The organism is Lacimicrobium alkaliphilum, from assembly GCF_001466725.1.
Classification (GTDB): Bacteria; Pseudomonadota; Gammaproteobacteria; order Enterobacterales; family Alteromonadaceae; genus Lacimicrobium; species Lacimicrobium alkaliphilum_B.
On sequence record NZ_CP013650.1, the window covers coordinates 3,743,672 to 3,760,117 of the forward strand.

At 51.6% G+C, this 16,446-nt stretch carries 14 protein-coding genes and 1 pseudogene; 6 read left to right on the forward strand and 9 right to left on the reverse strand.

The genetic code is table 11. From position 1 onward, the window contains the following. Positions 1-5 precede the first annotated feature (5 nt). Entirely contained in the window at positions 6-1,394 is a 1,389-nt protein-coding gene (locus AT746_RS16850; protein WP_062482771.1) for an amidohydrolase family protein, read from the forward strand. Between the two features lie 227 nt (positions 1,395-1,621). After that, on the forward strand, positions 1,622-1,924 hold the full coding sequence (locus AT746_RS16855) for a DUF2845 domain-containing protein (RefSeq protein WP_062482774.1): 303 nt from the start codon (positions 1,622-1,624) through the stop codon (positions 1,922-1,924). Between the two features lie 47 nt (positions 1,925-1,971). Here the strand turns inward: AT746_RS16855 and AT746_RS16860 are convergent, their stop codons facing one another. After that, positions 1,972-2,238 carry a DUF2442 domain-containing protein gene (locus AT746_RS16860; RefSeq protein ID WP_062482778.1) on the reverse strand — a complete coding sequence of 89 codons (267 nt, stop codon included), beginning with the start codon at positions 2,236-2,238 and terminating at the stop codon, positions 1,972-1,974. A 113-nt stretch (positions 2,239-2,351) separates the two neighbouring features. Continuing rightward, positions 2,352-2,461: pseudogene (locus AT746_RS20110) on the reverse strand (DUF4160 domain-containing protein); the annotation flags it as partial. A gap of 302 nt (positions 2,462-2,763) precedes the next feature. Between AT746_RS20110 and AT746_RS16870 the strand changes: the two are divergent. The 4 genes from AT746_RS16870 to AT746_RS16885 all read left to right on the forward strand — a co-directional run bounded on the left by AT746_RS16870 (position 2,764) and on the right by AT746_RS16885 (position 6,626). Beyond that, a complete protein-coding gene (locus AT746_RS16870) occupies positions 2,764-3,201 on the forward strand; it encodes a hypothetical protein (protein WP_062482782.1) in 438 nt (145 codons plus the stop codon). Positions 3,202-3,422: 221 nt separating this feature from the next. Then, positions 3,423-3,899 carry a DUF1456 family protein gene (locus AT746_RS16875; protein WP_062482785.1) on the forward strand — a complete coding sequence of 159 codons (477 nt, stop codon included), beginning with the start codon at positions 3,423-3,425 and terminating at the stop codon, positions 3,897-3,899. A gap of 790 nt (positions 3,900-4,689) precedes the next feature. Continuing rightward, on the forward strand, positions 4,690-5,685 hold the full coding sequence (locus tag AT746_RS16880) for a hypothetical protein (protein WP_062482787.1): 996 nt from the start codon (positions 4,690-4,692) through the stop codon (positions 5,683-5,685). Beyond that, positions 5,682-6,626 carry an S-4TM family putative pore-forming effector gene (locus AT746_RS16885; RefSeq protein ID WP_062482790.1) on the forward strand — a complete coding sequence of 315 codons (945 nt, stop codon included), beginning with the start codon at positions 5,682-5,684 and terminating at the stop codon, positions 6,624-6,626. The genes AT746_RS16880 and AT746_RS16885 overlap by 4 nt, the downstream gene beginning before the upstream one ends. A 116-nt stretch (positions 6,627-6,742) precedes the next feature. Here AT746_RS16885 and AT746_RS16890 read toward each other — a convergent pair whose 3' ends face one another. From AT746_RS16890 to AT746_RS16920, 7 genes are all read right to left on the reverse strand, one after another. Continuing rightward, on the reverse strand, positions 6,743-8,092 hold the full coding sequence (locus AT746_RS16890; protein ID WP_062482793.1) for a serine hydrolase domain-containing protein: 1,350 nt from the start codon (positions 8,090-8,092) through the stop codon (positions 6,743-6,745). A 103-nt stretch (positions 8,093-8,195) separates the two neighbouring features. Then, entirely contained in the window at positions 8,196-10,109 is a 1,914-nt protein-coding gene (locus tag AT746_RS16895) for an RICIN domain-containing protein (RefSeq protein ID WP_062484344.1), read from the reverse strand. A gap of 40 nt (positions 10,110-10,149) precedes the next feature. After that, positions 10,150-11,406, reverse strand: a complete 1,257-nt coding sequence (locus AT746_RS16900; protein ID WP_231730962.1) for an aldose epimerase family protein — start codon at positions 11,404-11,406, stop codon at positions 10,150-10,152. A 138-nt stretch (positions 11,407-11,544) separates the two neighbouring features. Next, complete coding sequence (locus AT746_RS16905) at positions 11,545-12,129, reverse strand: beta-phosphoglucomutase family hydrolase (protein ID WP_062482796.1); 585 nt, start codon at positions 12,127-12,129, stop codon at positions 11,545-11,547. A 290-nt stretch (positions 12,130-12,419) separates the two neighbouring features. Further along, positions 12,420-13,922 carry an L-arabinose isomerase gene (gene araA / locus AT746_RS16910; protein ID WP_062482800.1) on the reverse strand — a complete coding sequence of 501 codons (1,503 nt, stop codon included), beginning with the start codon at positions 13,920-13,922 and terminating at the stop codon, positions 12,420-12,422. A 29-nt stretch (positions 13,923-13,951) separates the two neighbouring features. Beyond that, the gene (locus AT746_RS16915; RefSeq protein WP_062482803.1) at positions 13,952-14,647 is read right to left on the reverse strand and encodes an L-ribulose-5-phosphate 4-epimerase; all 696 of its coding nucleotides are present in this window, start codon (positions 14,645-14,647) and stop codon (positions 13,952-13,954) included. Beyond that, the gene (locus tag AT746_RS16920) at positions 14,647-16,305 is read right to left on the reverse strand and encodes a ribulokinase (RefSeq protein ID WP_062482805.1); all 1,659 of its coding nucleotides are present in this window, start codon (positions 16,303-16,305) and stop codon (positions 14,647-14,649) included. Before AT746_RS16920 ends, AT746_RS16915 begins: the two co-directional genes overlap by 1 nt. Between the last annotated feature and the right edge of the window lie 141 nt (positions 16,306-16,446).

The window sequence follows — 16,446 nt, forward strand, 5'->3', positions numbered from 1 at the left end:
TCCAGATGAAAACGATCAGAATTGTACTACTCATTTTAACTCTGCTACTGGCGCTGCTGGGCCACAATAGCCAGGCAAACGCCTCAGATTCCGACACCTACGTGATCCGCCATATTAATGTAGTTGATGTGGCAGCCAGACGCGTTGTCAGCAATCAACGGGTTTGGGTGCAGGGCAGTCAAATCACCCGTATTGAGGCCGAAAACGCTGCCATCGAACCGGCAGTAAAGCAGATAGAGGGTAACAATGGCTATCTGACCCCGGGCCTGATGGATATGCATATGCATGCCTGGGATCCGGCTGCCTTTGCCATTAACCTGTCATATGGTGTTACCCACGTGCGGATTATGAACGGGGTGCCGGAGCATCTGCGCTGGCAGCAACAGCTGGCGTCACAGCAGCGCTGGGGCAGCACAGTAACCGTTAGCAGTCCGATTTTATCCGGCTATCAGGGTGCCTCTTTACACACCTATGTGGGTACAAAAGAGCAGGCACAAGAAGCGGTCGCTTCCGCAGCCAGACATGGCTTTGATGTGATTAAAACTTACGGCAGCCTCAGTGCAGAGGCCTTTAGCTGGATACGGGAATTTGCCGCTCAGGCGAATATCCCTGTCACCAAACACGGGCCTCACCCTGCCGGTGATAATCCTGCTGTTGATAACAATGCTGACTGGTCGGTGCTTCGGGGGCTACAGTCACTGGAGCATGTTGAAGATATTTTTCAGGGGCCCTTGGGCTTCAATCAAAGCCCTGAAAAGCTGGCCAATACTGCCAGCAAACTGGCTGAGTTGCGGGTGCCTGTTACCCCAACACTGAATATTTACCGGCAACTGACGCAGATCAGCACCGAAAAGGATGACTTTATCGCCCGCTTACCGGCTGATTATATCTCCCCCCTGGTAGCATGGTTTGACGGCCGCGATCAGGTTCAGCGCTGGCTTGATGCACCGGCAAAACTGGCTGAACACAATCAGCGCACCCTTAACTATCTGATGACCATCACCGGAGAATTATTTAAAGCCGGGGTACCCATTCTGGCCGGCTCCGATGCCGGAGTGTTGCTCTCACCCCATGGCCTGGCGCTGCACGAAGAACTGGCACTACTGCACGCATCTGGATTACCGGTGTATGAGGTATTACGCGCCGCCACCATCAATCCGGCCCGGGCACTGGCTATGGAAAACCAGTCCGGGCAAATCCAGGCCGGGTTTACGGCGGATATGGTGTATACCCTGACTAATCCGATAACGGATCTCAGTGCACTTAGCCGACCTGATGCCGTGATTAAGCGCGGTCAGTGGTTTGATCAACCGACACTGGAGCAAAAGCGCCAACAGGCCATCGACAACCGCAGCCTGTTTGATGAAGCGATACTGCTTATCAGTAATATGTAAGCGTTGGGATATTATGCTGCCGGATTGTGAAACGATCCGGCACCCGTATCAGAGCGAACAGCTATATGCTTACAGCCCGGCCAATCCTCAACCGGCTGAATTGTAATACGCGCCTGTGCGCCACCTGGCTGGGCTTTTCTGTATTCCTCACGTAAAGTTATACAAACAGCAAAACAAACAATCGTAAACCGGATGACCGGTAACAGAATAAATACAAGGATATTAAGGTGTTACATAAAGCAATACTGGCGTTAGTTGCAATACTCTGCATTTGCTTTTATTCCGCCACAGCGTCAGCTAAAGGATTCACCTGCAACAATAAGGTGGTGAGAGAGGGCGACACCACTTTTGAGGTTAAGAAAAGCTGTGGTGATCCCGACTCTGAAGAAAATATCGGCTATGTGAAAATTGATGACGCCTATGTCAATGTGGTCAGGTATTTCTATGACTTAGGTGATGGCCGGCTGCTGCGAATCCTGGAGTTCCGTAACGGTGTTCTCCACAGTATCGAAAGCGGCCCGCGTAGTTAAATTGGACGGAAACGGGGTCGTGGCTGCCATGGAGCCGGGAGTAAAAATCAACCGTGCGCCTTTTGCATCGGCTGGATCTGATCGTTGTGCAGTTCTTTTAAGAATTCTGGTGCCAGATCTGCCCCATTAGGCCAGACCACTGTCTCCAGTTCAGGATCGACTGAAACCCTGGAAAATACAGCCTTGTCCTTCAATGGCTCGAAAACCGGGCCAACCAACTTGTCCTCCAGATCCACTTCGCCAGAGGTTCCATCGTCAAATGCAACCCAAAGCCGAAAATCACCAATGTATTTCGCGGATTTGATATGTAACATAGTTTTTACTCCAGTGGGGCAATGTAGTCGAGAGGTTGACCTGAGCGGGCCTTCTTCCAATTGATATCCAGCTCCTCTTTATGCAGGGCGATCCACTCTTTCACAAAGTTCACCGCTCGGTTAGGAAGCTCGCCCTCAAGTATATTCCTTCGAAGTCAAAAATCGCTTCATAACCAGAGTATTTGGCATGAAAATGTGGTGGGTTATGATCATTGAAGTACATTGCGATCAGTATCCCGTAGAAGCGGCTTATGACAGGCACTATCTCATCCCATTCAAGTTGGCTCTCAGTAAGATCCTACTCCAACGAAGCAAACAGTCAATCTTGTCGCTGCACAGTAATCTAATGCGAATACCCCTGAAATGACATTAAGACTTGAGCTGGCCTTTAAAAGGCCCTCTGCAGATTAACAGGCTAAGGCTTCAAATTGCGTACGGCTTGTTTTCACGCACTATTCCCCCATATATAACCCAACGGCTGACATATTACGCAGTCAGTCAGGGAAGCGAATAAAAGGAGAGAATATGAATAAATCCATCAGTATGCTGGCCGCTTTGATGCTGGCTACCACCGCACAAGTCTGGGCCGGAGAAGATAACGATTCCGGTGTTGCCAAAATCCAGCAGGAGTCCCGCCAGCTACTCGAGCAGATTAAAGACTATTCCGCCGAGCAAAAAGACAAGGCCATAGAAGAAACCGCTGATACGCTGGCCAAACTGGACAAGCACATTGATAAGCTTGAGCGCCGGCTGCAGAAGCAGTGGAGTGACCTGGATGACGCTACCCGTAAAGAGCGCCGTGAGGTCCTTGATAAGCTGCGTGAGCAACGGCTCAGGCTGGCCGAATGGTACGGCAGTATGAAAACCAGCTCAGACCCGGCCTGGGAAGAGATGAAAGAAGGCTTTTCCGATGCCTATCAGCGGCTGACCGACGCCTGGGAAAAAGCCACAGAAAAATTTTAGCGCCGGTATTTTCTGCCCCCGCGTCCGAATCTGCCTGCGGGGGTTGCCCATCAGCGGCAACCATAAACTGTATTACCTCATATTCAGGAAATGGCACCAAATCCTGCACTGCGCAAGGCCTGACGCCGCAATGATATAAGTAGTGCAAGGCTGGCTTTATTTCCGCTATCCCCCGCCGCTGGGTATACTGTCTGCCTCGCTTATTCAACCAGGACCTGCCCATGCTTCAGAACGATATATTACGCCGCCTGCGTTTTGCCTTAAGTCTCGACAATCAGGCCACCATCGCTGTGTTTAAACTGGTGGACTATGAGCTTGAAGAAAACTACCTGATGAGCATGATGCGCCGGGAAGAGGAGCCGGGCTTTACGCCCTGCCGCGATAAAATACTGGGACTTTTTCTGGATGGGTTAATCATCAAAAACCGGGGCCGGCAGGATGGAGTCACACCCCGCCCGCTTAAGGCAGGTGAAATCTTGAGCAATAACGATATATTGCGAAAAATCAAAATTGCCATGAATTATCAGCAGGAGGATATGCTGAATATCCTTCGCGCAGCGGACTTCCCCATTGGGAAAGCTGAATTGACGGCACTGTTCCGCAAGCCCGACCATCGCAGTTACCGGCCCTGTGGTGACCAGCTACTGCGTAACTTTTTGCAGGGGATGGTGAAGTTAAACCGGCCTGATGCAAAGTAGCCATGCTTGTTTGCTGCATAGCAACCCAAAGTGTGGCTGCCATGAGATTAAAATCAGGAATATAGCCGGAGCGAGACTGAGCCGCATGTAAAGATTGGCGGAAGTTTTGCACAATGCAAGACTTGACCCCTTGCCCCATTGTGACCCCTTGCCCCATTGCTTGCCCCATTGTTGAGCTGCCATATACACTGTAAATAAACACACTGTTTATTTGACCAGTTATTTTGTAGATGTTACCTTGGTCTTGTGTTTATTTTTTGAACACACTTAATGTTCACAATGAGGGTTTTAAAAATGGCAGTAAAACATACTCCAACAGGTGTTGTACATTCTGGTTCAAAGGGCGGTCATACTGGGTGTGGTGTGGATACTAAGAAACACTCTAGTCATTGGGTTGAGTCACATCAAAAAATTACATGTGACAAAAATGGCTGTAAAAATTAACTCAGTGATACTTAACCTACTCTTAGGTTGCGGAGTAATACTTAGGAGTAGGCATACCGGTCAAAAAAGCTAAACACTTTAACTTGTGCCTTTTATTGAAACGTCACTGACCGCCTGCAATTGGCATCTTCCAGTCGGAACTGGCGAAGATCTGAAGAGAGCGAAAGCGGCCTGTCGGATGTATGCAAAATTCAAAACCTGAACCCATGCCTCCAAAAACAATTAACCGCTACGTGGGCCAAGTTGGTAGACAATCACAATTAAGGCTTGCTAGATAAACTGCTGGGGCGATAAGCACGGAAGAAAACGTCTAGTAAAGGATAACAGAATGAAGTAAGGAACAAACGTGCCAACATCGGTATTAGCAGCATTCAATTCTTTTCAAAAAGATACGGTCAATCTCAACCCTGATAGAACAAAAAATGCACGTTCAAGTCGAGACTGGTTGGCCAGCAAAATAAACGCCTTTACTGACTTTTTGCCCCTATATAATGACAAGCACATTTACTTTGGTTCGTTTGCACGACGAACCAAAATACGGCCACTAGACGACATTGATATCATGATTTGTCTTATGGGTTACGGATGCACTTATGATGAAGATGCTTTCGGAAGGATCACTATCAACGTGCCTGATTCCTGTGATGTCTATAAGAACTATCGCCATGCCGCGTCAAACACATTGAATTCAATACGTATAGTCAACGAGTTCGTCCGAAAGTTATCTAGCATTGATCAGTACAAGTCAGCCATTATTAAGCGTAATCAGGAAGCTGCGGTACTGAACTTAAAGTCATACGACTGGGCTTTTGACATCGTGCCTTGCTTTTTCACCTCTGAAGACTCGCTGAGTAGAACCTTCTACATCATTCCAGATGGCAATGGTCACTGGAAAAAAACTGACCCACGAAAAGATCGTGACAGAGTAAAAAAAATTAACACAACCTGCTCTGGCAACATGCTGAATGTGTTGAGGCTGGTCAAATATTGGCAACGTCGTCCTACCATGCCATCGATGGGGTCATATCTGCTTGAGTGCATGGTACTCAATCACTTCGAGAACAAAGGCACTTGTTCTCAATACCAAGACATGGAATTGGCTGGTGTGTTTGACGATATCGCTACACACATTTACTCAAACGTTCCAGACCCGAAGGGTATTCAGACAAACTTGAACGACAAACTTGCTTTCGAAGATCGTATCAAGATCTCTATTAAAGCAACTGCTGACGCAGTACTTGCAAGAGAGGCGAGAGCTTTAGAAAACGATGGTGATCACAGAGCAAGTATCAATAAGTGGCGACAAGTTTTTGGTGATGACTTTCCGGAGTACGGCTCATGACTAATGACATTAATCGGAATCAAAATATAGAAAGATCTATCAATATGATCGCGGCATTTAGGCAGAAATACTCTGAAGTTAAGCGTTTGGGCTTCATTCAGGTTTTGATGTCTGTTTGGATTCCTATTTTCTTGGCGTTGCTCGCCTTAGCGCTGAAGAGTCAGATAATTACTGGAATGCTCGGAATTTCGCACCGGGATATAAGTGTATACGTTTCAATTTATTGCGTTTTTATAGCGCTAGCAGATTTGTTCCTATTCAACAGATTAATTGATTCTGGAAAAGAATTGGCAGCTAAGATTCAAGAACAATTTGATACTAGTGTTTTTGGTATGCCTTGGAACACAACACTGGCCGGAATCAAGCCAGATGACGAGATTATAAATAGCCTCAAGAATAAATTTTACAGAGTTAATAGTAACAAAAGAGAACATCTTACCAACTGGTACAACCCAAAGGTCGCTGACGTTGACAAAAATAAGGGCGTGCTGTTGTGTCAGAGAATGAACCTATATTGGGATAAAGCGATTCGCGAGACAGTTAATGAACGTACTCTTATCTCACTGGTATGCTGGTGTACCTTTGTACTAGTAGTTGCTCTTATCCAAGATTTATCACTACAAACGTTTCTTCTAACAGCGGTTTGCCCATTAATACCCATCCTTATTTATTCGCTAAAACTTATCACAGATAACAGGAAGTCAATTACGACCCTAACGCGATTGAAAGAAGTGTTGGAGTCCACATGGATGGATGCAACAAACCGACACCTCACCCTTGCGAAACTTCGAGAAGTGCAAAATGAAATCTATCAGCATAGGAAGACAAACCGGCCTATCTCTGACAGATTCTATTGGAAGCGAAAGGATGATTTTGAAAACGATGCTCAATACAGCATCGAACAAATGATCGATGAGATAGAAGGGCACCAGACGGCCTAATGGAGAGTGGTGCTCTTGCCCTACGTACAGGGACGTATTTACAGCGTGTCTGCGCTGGGCAACCCGGCGATGTCCCCGATAAGGTGTTTAGACATCCTCGGTCCTCTTTAATGGCGCTACTCCGCACCGTCGATCATCTTATAAACCTGTTTAAGAAAGGGCGTGTACAGATCTTCGCGGTCGTACATATTAAGGTAGAACAGGGTGACCATCTGATGCTGTGGGTCAATCAGGTATTCGGTGCCCATCATGCCGCCCCAGGCGTAGGCTGAATTGGATATGGCCGCCACCGGCTTGCTGTTGTCGTTAAACAGCCGGAAGCCGAGGCCAAATTCAAAGCCTTCGCCGCCTGAGTTAGGTGTTGGCAGCCGGTTGATTTGCGTCATCCTTTCCACGGTTTCGGCTTTAAGAATGCGCTGGCCGTTATATTCGCCGCGGTTCAGCAGCATCAGGCAGAATTTGGCATAGTCAGTGATCGGGCCATTCAGGCCGATGGCCCCTTCTGCGTAGGTCTGCTGCTCGCTGACCGCGCCCTGGCTGTAATAATCCGGGCGCGGCTCTAATACCCCGTCCACCAGGCTATAGGCTTTGATAAATCGATTTTGTTTATCGGCGCTGAAATACCAGTCAGTATCCTTCATGCCCAGTGGCTCAAGCACGCTTTGCTTCACATACTGGCGCAGCGGCATGCCGGAGATACGCTCAATCAGGTAACCGAGCATATTGGTGCTGATATGGTAATCCCAGTCAGCACCCGGCTCGAAGCCCAGCGGATACTCTGCCAGTGCCTGCATTTCATCGCGCAGATAGGCGGCATGCATATCACCGCCGCCGGTGTGCTGTCCATGGGGAATAAAATCGGGTTCAGGTGCGCCGAAAAAGCCAATTGGCCGCGCATCTCCCTCAAGGTTCTGACTGCGCATCTCGCCTGCCAGCCTGGCACCGAGCCCGGAGGTATGGCTCATCAGATGCACAAAGGTCATGGGGGTACTCACCTTCTCGGTCAGATAATTGCCATCCTCATCTTTGCCCGTGACCAGGGTGTCGGGAATACCGGGGAAGTAGTCGGCAACGGGATCATCAATCGCCACCAGCCCTTGTTCAACCAGAGTCATAAAGGCCACCGTTACCACCGCTTTGGTCTGCGAGAACAACACGTAATAGTCATCCAGAGACGCCGGTATATTATTGTCCGGATCTTTCCAGCCGTGGGCGTTGGCATAGACCACCCTGCCGTCTTTAATCACCATCGCCGCCAGGCCGGGGGCTTTGTTGTGGTCGATATAGGATTGCAGTAAGGCGTCCATTTGTGGGTCGTGTACCACGCTCACCTCTGACAGATTGTCCTGAGCGTACTGGCTTTTTGCATGGGCGATACCGCCCTCCTCCGAGCGCTGTTGCGGCTGGCTGCAGGCCATCAGGGCCATGGCCATCAAGGCAGGCAAATACCAGTTTTTTCCGGTCATAAGAACACTCCGTTTTATGTGCAACAGCTTAACTTATCCTTAGCAGGCCAGAATAACCCCGGCATCTGGACAGCGCTTTTACGTTTTCTTACCTGCCTGCCCTTTAATTGGGTCGTCTCAGATGGAATATCTGGCATTGATTACCCAGTTTGGGGCCCTGGGCAAAGTTAGTGCCTTCGGCCAGGCCGCAATTGGCCAGATCCATCACCTGCTTGCTGTAGCGGTTTTCCAGCAGCATGCCGCCACCGTCGGCCGCCGTAAGCCGCCACTGAGCAGTCTTGGCATCGCAATCTGATAGTTGCAGGTTAGCGCCGGGTACGATGGCATCGTTTTCGCTGGCGATGCAGAGGTTATCCGCATGTTTGGGTTTGACCTGAAAATAGCCGGTATCGGTATGGGTAAATAGCCAGCGCTGATTATCCTGATATTGCCAGGCAGCCTGCTGAATATTGGCACCAATACTGTCACCCTCTGCCGCCGGAGTCTTACCGGACTGGCGGCTTAGCAGCACCACTTCACCCATGGGTTGTAAGCGCCAGTCCTGACAGGCGCTGTCAGCATTTTGCTGCAGAATGGCCTGATTGGCATTGGCAGAGCAACCGGCTACCGCCAGTGGTTTGCCGCTGGCACGGTTCAGAATGCGGGTATGACCGTCTTCGCCGGTTTCCAGCGCCCACTCCTGGCAGGCGTTATTGCGCCAGGCGGCCTGACGAATGCGGGCATTATCGGCCTCGCTGCACCGGGCCACCTCAAGAAACTTACTGTCATGCACATTAGCCAGGCGGTAGTAGCCCTCAGTGGTAGGATCCAGCACCCACTGGCCGTTATTAGCATTGCACTGCGCCTGCACCGCCTTGTGATCTTCAGGGTTGGCGGCAATGGCCAGGCACAGGTCGCTGGTGCCGTTTACCAGTTGAAAGTGCTGCCCCTGTACACGGGTGATCAGCGGGCCATCTTCACCGGATGGCGGCTCAACCACCACGCCGGGGGTAACCGGCTTGCCGAATTCCGGCGTGCCATCATCGTTCCAGCTGAATTTCTGTGCCCGCAATGAACGGGTAGCACTACAGCCATGCTCTACCGAGTCATTACCATGGTAAACCAGCCAGTCTTCACTGCCATCGGGGGAACCGAAAAAGCCGTTATGGCCGGGGCCGAATACGGTATCGGTGCGCTCAAACACCGGTTCGGGATATTTTTTCCAGTGTTCGCGGTTAAGGGGGTCATCCCCTACCAGCTCCATTAAGCCGAGCTTATAGTCCGGGGTATTGCAGTAGCTGGCCGAGTAGGTCATAAAAGTGCGGCCATTGCGCTGCAAAATCTCAGCCCCTTCGGTGACCTTACGGCCACTGATTTCCCAGTCCAGTTCGGGGCGGGTGAGTATGGTATGGGGCGTGCCCGGCTTAAGGCTCCAGGGCGTATCCATTTCGGCGATAATATTCAGTTGTTCATCGCCCTGCCACTGAGAATAAATCAGGTATAAACGGTCATTAAGCTCCAGATAATTGCCATCGATGTTCCATACATCCGGCATCGGCGCACCCTTATATTCATAGGGCCCCATGGGGTCGTCGCCGGCACTTTCCAGTACATTCAGATGCTGATAATCCAGCGTGCCGTCCTGACCTGATGTGTACATCATATACCAGCGGTAACCGTTGGGGCCTTTGAGGCGATGAAATTCAAACGCCCAGAAATTACAGCAACGTTCAGGGTCGGTATCTGACCATACATTGACCGGTGTGGCATCGGCCAGCCCCGACAGGGTCGGAGACTTACGCATCACCAGTTCCGAGGTCCAGGTGGTGGTGGTCAGGTAATAATTACCGTCCCAGTATTCCAGCCAGGGATCGGCCCCGTTAGGAAACAGCGGATTGGTGAAGGTGCCTTTTTTCTGGCTCTGGTCTGGCTGTTCCGCCTGACTCTGCTCTGTTACTGACTGACTGGCGCAGCCGCCGAGATTCAGTATCAGTAACAGGCCAGCGGCCAGGGAAGAAGTGGATTTAACGGCGCTCATAATCAATTCTCTTTTGCATGGGTTGCAGGCGATTTTCATTTCAGCTGTCACTGCGAGTCAGAAAGCGATAAATAATCCGGGTACGGTATGTTTCACCGGGGTTGAGCCGGGTTGAAGGAAACATGGCCTGATTCGGCGAATCCGGGAAATGCTGTGGCTCAAGGCAAAAGCCGCTGCGGTGCTGATAGGTTGTGCCTTTACCGGTCAGGCTGCCATCCAGGAAATTACCGGAATAGAACTGCACGCCAGGCTCTTCGCTGGCCACCTCAAGCACCCGGCCACTGACGGGCTCTTCGACTCTGGCAGCGAGGCGCAGTTTGCCGTCGCCTTCGCGGTCCAGTACATAGTTGTGATCGTAGCCCTGACCCCTTTGCAATTGCTCATGGTCTTCGTTAATGCGCTCGCCCATTGGCGTCGGCTCGCGAAAATCGAAAGGGGTATTGCTGATGTCTGCTATCTCTCCGGTGGGTATCAACCCTTCGTCGACAGGTGTATAGGCGTCAGCAGGGATCATTAACTCATGGCCGAGAATATCGCCGCTGCCGGCCAGGTTAAAGTAACTGTGCTGGGTCATATTCACGATGGTGGGCTTGTCGGTTGTCGCTTCAAAGCGCATATCCAGCTCATCATTGTTGCTGAGCTCATACACCACTTTAACCTCGAGCCGCCCGGGGTAGCCCTGATCGCCGTCTTCGCTGACCAGAGCCAGTTCAACACCGGCGCTGCTGTCGGTTTTAAAGGGGGTCATCTGCCAGTTGCGCTTGTCAAAGCCCTGTACGCCGCCGTGCAGATGGTTTTCGCCGTCATTGGTATCAAGTTGATAAACCCTACCGTCAAGCTCAAAACGCCCTTTATTGATACGGTTGCCGTAACGGCCAATCAGGGCACCGAAATAGGGGTTAGACTGCACATACTCCTCTAAACTGTCGAGACCGAGCACGATATCGCCCATTTGCCCTTGTGCATCGGGAGTGAGCAGACGGGTAATGATGCCGCCGTAGCTGATTACGTCCATTTCGATACCATTGCTGTTTCGCAATGTCACCTGGGTGACCTTTTCACCGGATGATAAGGTGCCATAATCCTGACTGGAAAAAGAAGGCTGGGACGACATAGAGGTTTCCTTTTCTGCTTGTGGCTGAGACGCCGACTGGGATTGAGGGCCTTCACTACAGGCACTGAGGCCGAAGAGTAACGTAACGCAGGCCGCCAGAGTAGCAAACTGCCGGCTGAAACTGCCACCGGAACGATTAAAGCCACGGCGTGCACCGGAGCAGGTTGATAGATATAGGAGCATGACTTTACCTGTTGGCAACAAATTTTATACTTTTATATTACAAATAAGGGTGAATATGCAAGTTTTGTCGCAGATAATTTTAGCGGATCGCTCAGCGGCAGCTTTGACAAAGAATCTGCTATAGTCTTGAGCACCGTATCAGAGCAGAATTCTGCCGTTTTCCACCATGATACAGTCCATGCCTGCCGCCTCTGCGGCCTGACGACCAATTTCGGTATCTTCAAATACCACACAGTGCTGTGCGGGCACGCCGAGGTTATCGGCTACCTGTAAGAAGGTCTCGGGATGAGGCTTACCCTGACGGACATCTGAAGCGGTGACCAGGGTCTGGATCTTGTCCATCAGGCCGGTATCCCGCAGCATTTTCTCTGCGTGGGGCCGCTCGGCACCGGTACCCACGCCAACGGGCATACGGGTACGGTAGTGTTCGAGTACGGCGATAGTGGCATCAATAGTCACCGGGGCACTGTTCATCTGCTCCCAGAACCGCCGCTTGGCTTGCGCCACCTGCAAGGGATCATGGCTAAGGCCATGCTTCTGATTCAGCAATACCACCGTCGCCTGAGTGGGTACTCCGCCAAGGCCGTTCATATACTCAGCGTCAAAAGGGTAACCAAAGTGTTTGCAGGTTTGCTCCCAGGCAAGCATATGTTCGCCCATGGAGTCGATCAGCGTGCCGTCCATATCAAACACAATGCCCTGATATTGGCTTAGATCCAGCATGGGTTCTCCTTATGACGAAATGATGCGTTCACCATAACAGAAAGGCTGGCGAATCGGCGAGGGACACCATCTCGCCAACCTTCCAGCCTGAATTTATTAAACTACAGAGACACAGCGATTTCGGAGGGCAAGACACAGCATATTGATATTGCCCACTTCGTGCTCTTCCTGTCCTTCGTGGTAACAAAACAACTATTTATGATACGACCACGAAGAACACGAAGGGACACGAAGCATCGACACCTAATCTGGCTGTTCTCTGTGTCTCTGTGGTGTTCATCCCTTCTCTGTTACAGCCCCTGATTCAGATGATAATACGCGGCATTCTGGCGCAATTCACTCTTCAGGGCGCGGATATTGGTATCGGCATCGATAATGATGGTTTCCACTCCGGCCATCTCGGCGAAGTCTTCCAGCATCTCAGTGCTCACCTGCTGGCTGTATACCGTATGGTGAGCACCACCGGCATGGATCCATGCGGCCGCAGCCACAGACAGATTCGGCCGTGGCTCCCACAACGCTGAAGCGACCGGCAGGTGCGGCAAATCCGCAGGCGGCGCCACGGTGTCAACTTCATTGATCAAAAAGCGGAATCTGTTGCCCAGATCTATAGGTGACAGATTCACCGCCGGGCCGGGCTGTGCGGTAAACAGCAGGCGGGCCACATCACATCTGACGCCGATGCTGTGATGATGCACTTCCAGACGGGGTTTTTGCGCAGCAATCGAAGGGCAAACCTCCAGCATATGGGCACCCAGTACCTGATCACGGGCACCGAGGTTATAGGTGTAATCTTCCATAAAGGAGGTACCGCCCTGACGGCCCTGCCCCATCACCTTCATTACCCTGACCATGGCCGAGGTTTTCCAGTCGCCTTCGGCGCCATAACCGTAACCACGGGCCATCATTCGCTGAGTGGCCAGGCCCGGCAGACCGGTGAGACCAGCCAGATTTTCAAAACAATTGGTGTAGGCGTTAAAGCCGCCGTCATCAAGGAATTTACTCATGCCCAGTTCCAGCCGGGCCTCATTTTTCAGCATGGCAAGCTGATGGCTGTCTTCAAGCAATGCCGGGGCAATGTCATAGTCCTGACGGTACTGTTCTAGCTGGCTGTTGATTTCGGCATCACTGACCTGCTCCACCACATCAACCAACTCGGCGAGGCTGTAACCATGCACTTCATAGCCAAACTGGATCTGTGCCGCGACTTTGTCGCCTTCGGTCACCGCGACCTGACGCATATTGTCACCAAAACGGGCCACTTTTAGAGACCGACTCTCATGCCAGCCCAATGCCGCCCGGCACCAGTCATCAATCTGGGCCTGAACCTCTTCTTTTTGCCAGTGACCTACCACCACTTTACGCTCTTTGCGCATACGGGTGCCGATAAAACCAAACTCACGGTCTCCATGGGCGCTCTGGTGGGTATTCATGTAGTTCATGTTGATTTCAGACCAGGGCAACTCGGCATTGAACTGGGTATGCAGATGCAAAAACGGCTTGCGCAGCTCATTTAAACCGGCGATCCACATCTTGGCCGGCGAAAAGGTATGCATCCACATGACCAGCCCGACACACTCCGCGCTGGCGTTTGCCTGCTGGCAAAGTGCATGGATTTCCTGTGGCGTTTTTACCACCGGCTTGAACACCATGTTCACCGGCAGCTTGCCTGTTTCGTTCAGACCCTTAACGATAGTCTGACTGTCGCCGGCGACAGTTTCGAGCACCTTGGGACCGTACAGATGCTGAGATCCTGTGACCAGCCAGACTTCTTTTTGCTTAACCTGTTGCATAATCTTCCTCTTCTAAACTTGGTTGCGGCTCAGCTACTCTGCCCGTAATAGGCATTCTTGCCGTGCTTTCTTAAATAATGTTTGTCCAGTATGGCCTGACTCAGCAGGCTGCCACTGGGCGCCAATGTGCGGGTGAGATAGGCCATGCGGGCGATCTCTTCGAGCAAAACAGCGTGATATACAGACTTGGCGGCACTCTCACCCCAAGTAAAGGGCGCGTGACCGGCAACAATCACCATCGGCGAGGCCATCGGATCGCGCTGCTTAAAACAGTCGGTGATCTGCACCCCGGTTTCCTGTTCGTAATCTCTTTCTATCTGGGCTTGTGTCATCTCTGCGGTGCAGGGGATCTCACCATGCACAAAATCCGCATGGGTAGTACCCAGGCAGGGAATAGACAACTTGGCCTGGGCCCAGGCGGTGGCATAGGTAGAATGGGTATGGGTTACCCCGCCTATGGCCTCAAAGTGGCGATACAAATGGGTATGGGTTTTGGTATCAGAAGAAGGCCGCATAGACCCTTCCACTACGTTATCGTCGAGATCCACAATCACCATGTCATCGGCCTGCATCTGCTCGTAAGAAACACCGCTGGGCTTGATCGCAATCACGCCTTTTTGGCGATCAATCTGCGACACATTGCCAAAGGTGTAGATCACCAGCCCCTTGCTTTGCAGCTCCAGGTTGGCTTCATACACTTCGCGTTTTAATTCACGGTAGCTCATCACTCACCTCCGCTGACAAACTGCCCGAGGCGCTGATAACGGGCGTAAAGTTGATCGTAAAGCTGCACATTGGCCGGATTCGGCTGATAGGTTTTATGCACCGGCGAAGCCATTACTGCCTGCGCCTCGGCAACACCCGGATAGGCGCCGCCAACAACTGCCGCAAAAATCGCCGCACCCAGAGCGCAGCTCTGTTCACTTTCGAGTACATCAATCGGGCAGTTCCAGACATCGGCGCAGACCTGCATCACAAAATCGGATTTCTTCGAGATCCCGCCGATCACCACAATGTTTTCTACCGGTACGCCCTGCTCGCGGAAGCGCTCTGTAATGGCCCGGGAGCCAAAGGCCGTGGCCTCCACCAGCGCCCGGAACAGGTGAGCAGCACTGCTACCCATCTTCAGACCACTGATGGCCATGGCAACGGATTGATCGGCATCGGGAGTGCGCCGGCCATTGACCCAGTCCAGCGCAGTGAGATTGCCCGCACCGGGTTCTAAGTTCTGAGCCTGCTCTGACAGCACCTGTAAAATTTGCGCTTCTATCTGCCCGACCTGCTGCGCCCAGATATCAGCCACTGTGGCGTGCGGCTGGATGTGTTGCAGTGGCCAGCTGAGTAAGTCTTTAAACCAGGCATAGAGGTCGCCAAAGGCCGACTGACCGGCTTCCAGACCCACCATGCCGGGCACCACTGAACCGTTCACCTGCCCACAGATACCGGGCACGGATTTGCCCTCCAGCTGAGCCGGCTCTGCCAGCGTAATATCGCAGGTAGAGGTGCCCATGACTTTGGTCAGCGTGCCGGGGCGCACATTGGCAGCGACTGCCCCCATATGGCAGTCAAAAGCACCAAAACCCACCGGTGTACCGGCTTTGAGACCAAGCTTTGCGGCCCACTCTTCGGTCAGACCGCCGACCTTTTGATCGCTGCAGCGGGTATCGGCATTCAGGCGCTCCACCAGCCCGTCGAGCAGCGGGTCGATACCGGCGAAAAACGCATTGGGCGGGAAGCCCTGCCATTTTTCGTTCCACATCAGTTTATGCCCGGCGGCGCAACGACCCATTTGTAATACAGAAGGATGGGTGGTACCGGTTAATACGGCGGGCAACCAGTCACAATGTTCTACCCACATATGGGCGGCCTGATGCACCTGACTGTCCTGGCGAGATACATGCAGGGCCTTGGCCCAGTACCATTCAGAAGAATAAATACCGCCCATGTCCTGCAGATAATTAACCGGGGCAGCATTCGCGGCCTGCGTGATTTCTGTGGCTTCGGCCAGCGCCGTATGATCTTTCCACAGCACAAACATGGCGTTAGGGTTGTCGGCGAATTCCGGTTTCAGTGCCAGCGCCTGGCCCTGACTGTCAACCGCCACTGGGGTAGAACCTGTCGTATCGATGCTGATGCCGATAACCTTGTCGCCACTGCCGGCAGGTAATGATTGCCATAGCTGCTGCAGCGCCTGCTGCAGACCCTCCAGATAATCCAGTGGGTGCTGGCGAAACTGATCACGGGCGGGATCACAATACAGGCCCTGGGACCAGCGTGGATAATTAACCACAGCACTGGCCAGTTCACTGCCATCGTGGGTATCCACCAGTAATGCTCTTACCGAGTCAGAGCCGTAATCCAGCCCCAGTACATATCCAGACATAAAAAACCTTTTCAATTGTCACTGATAATGGTCAACTTTGTTAATTGTATGATAATATCAACATTTGCCAATTGCAAAGGTAATATAAAAATAATATCGGACTTTATCTTTTAATTGCTCACGAAAGGGAACACAGCAGAT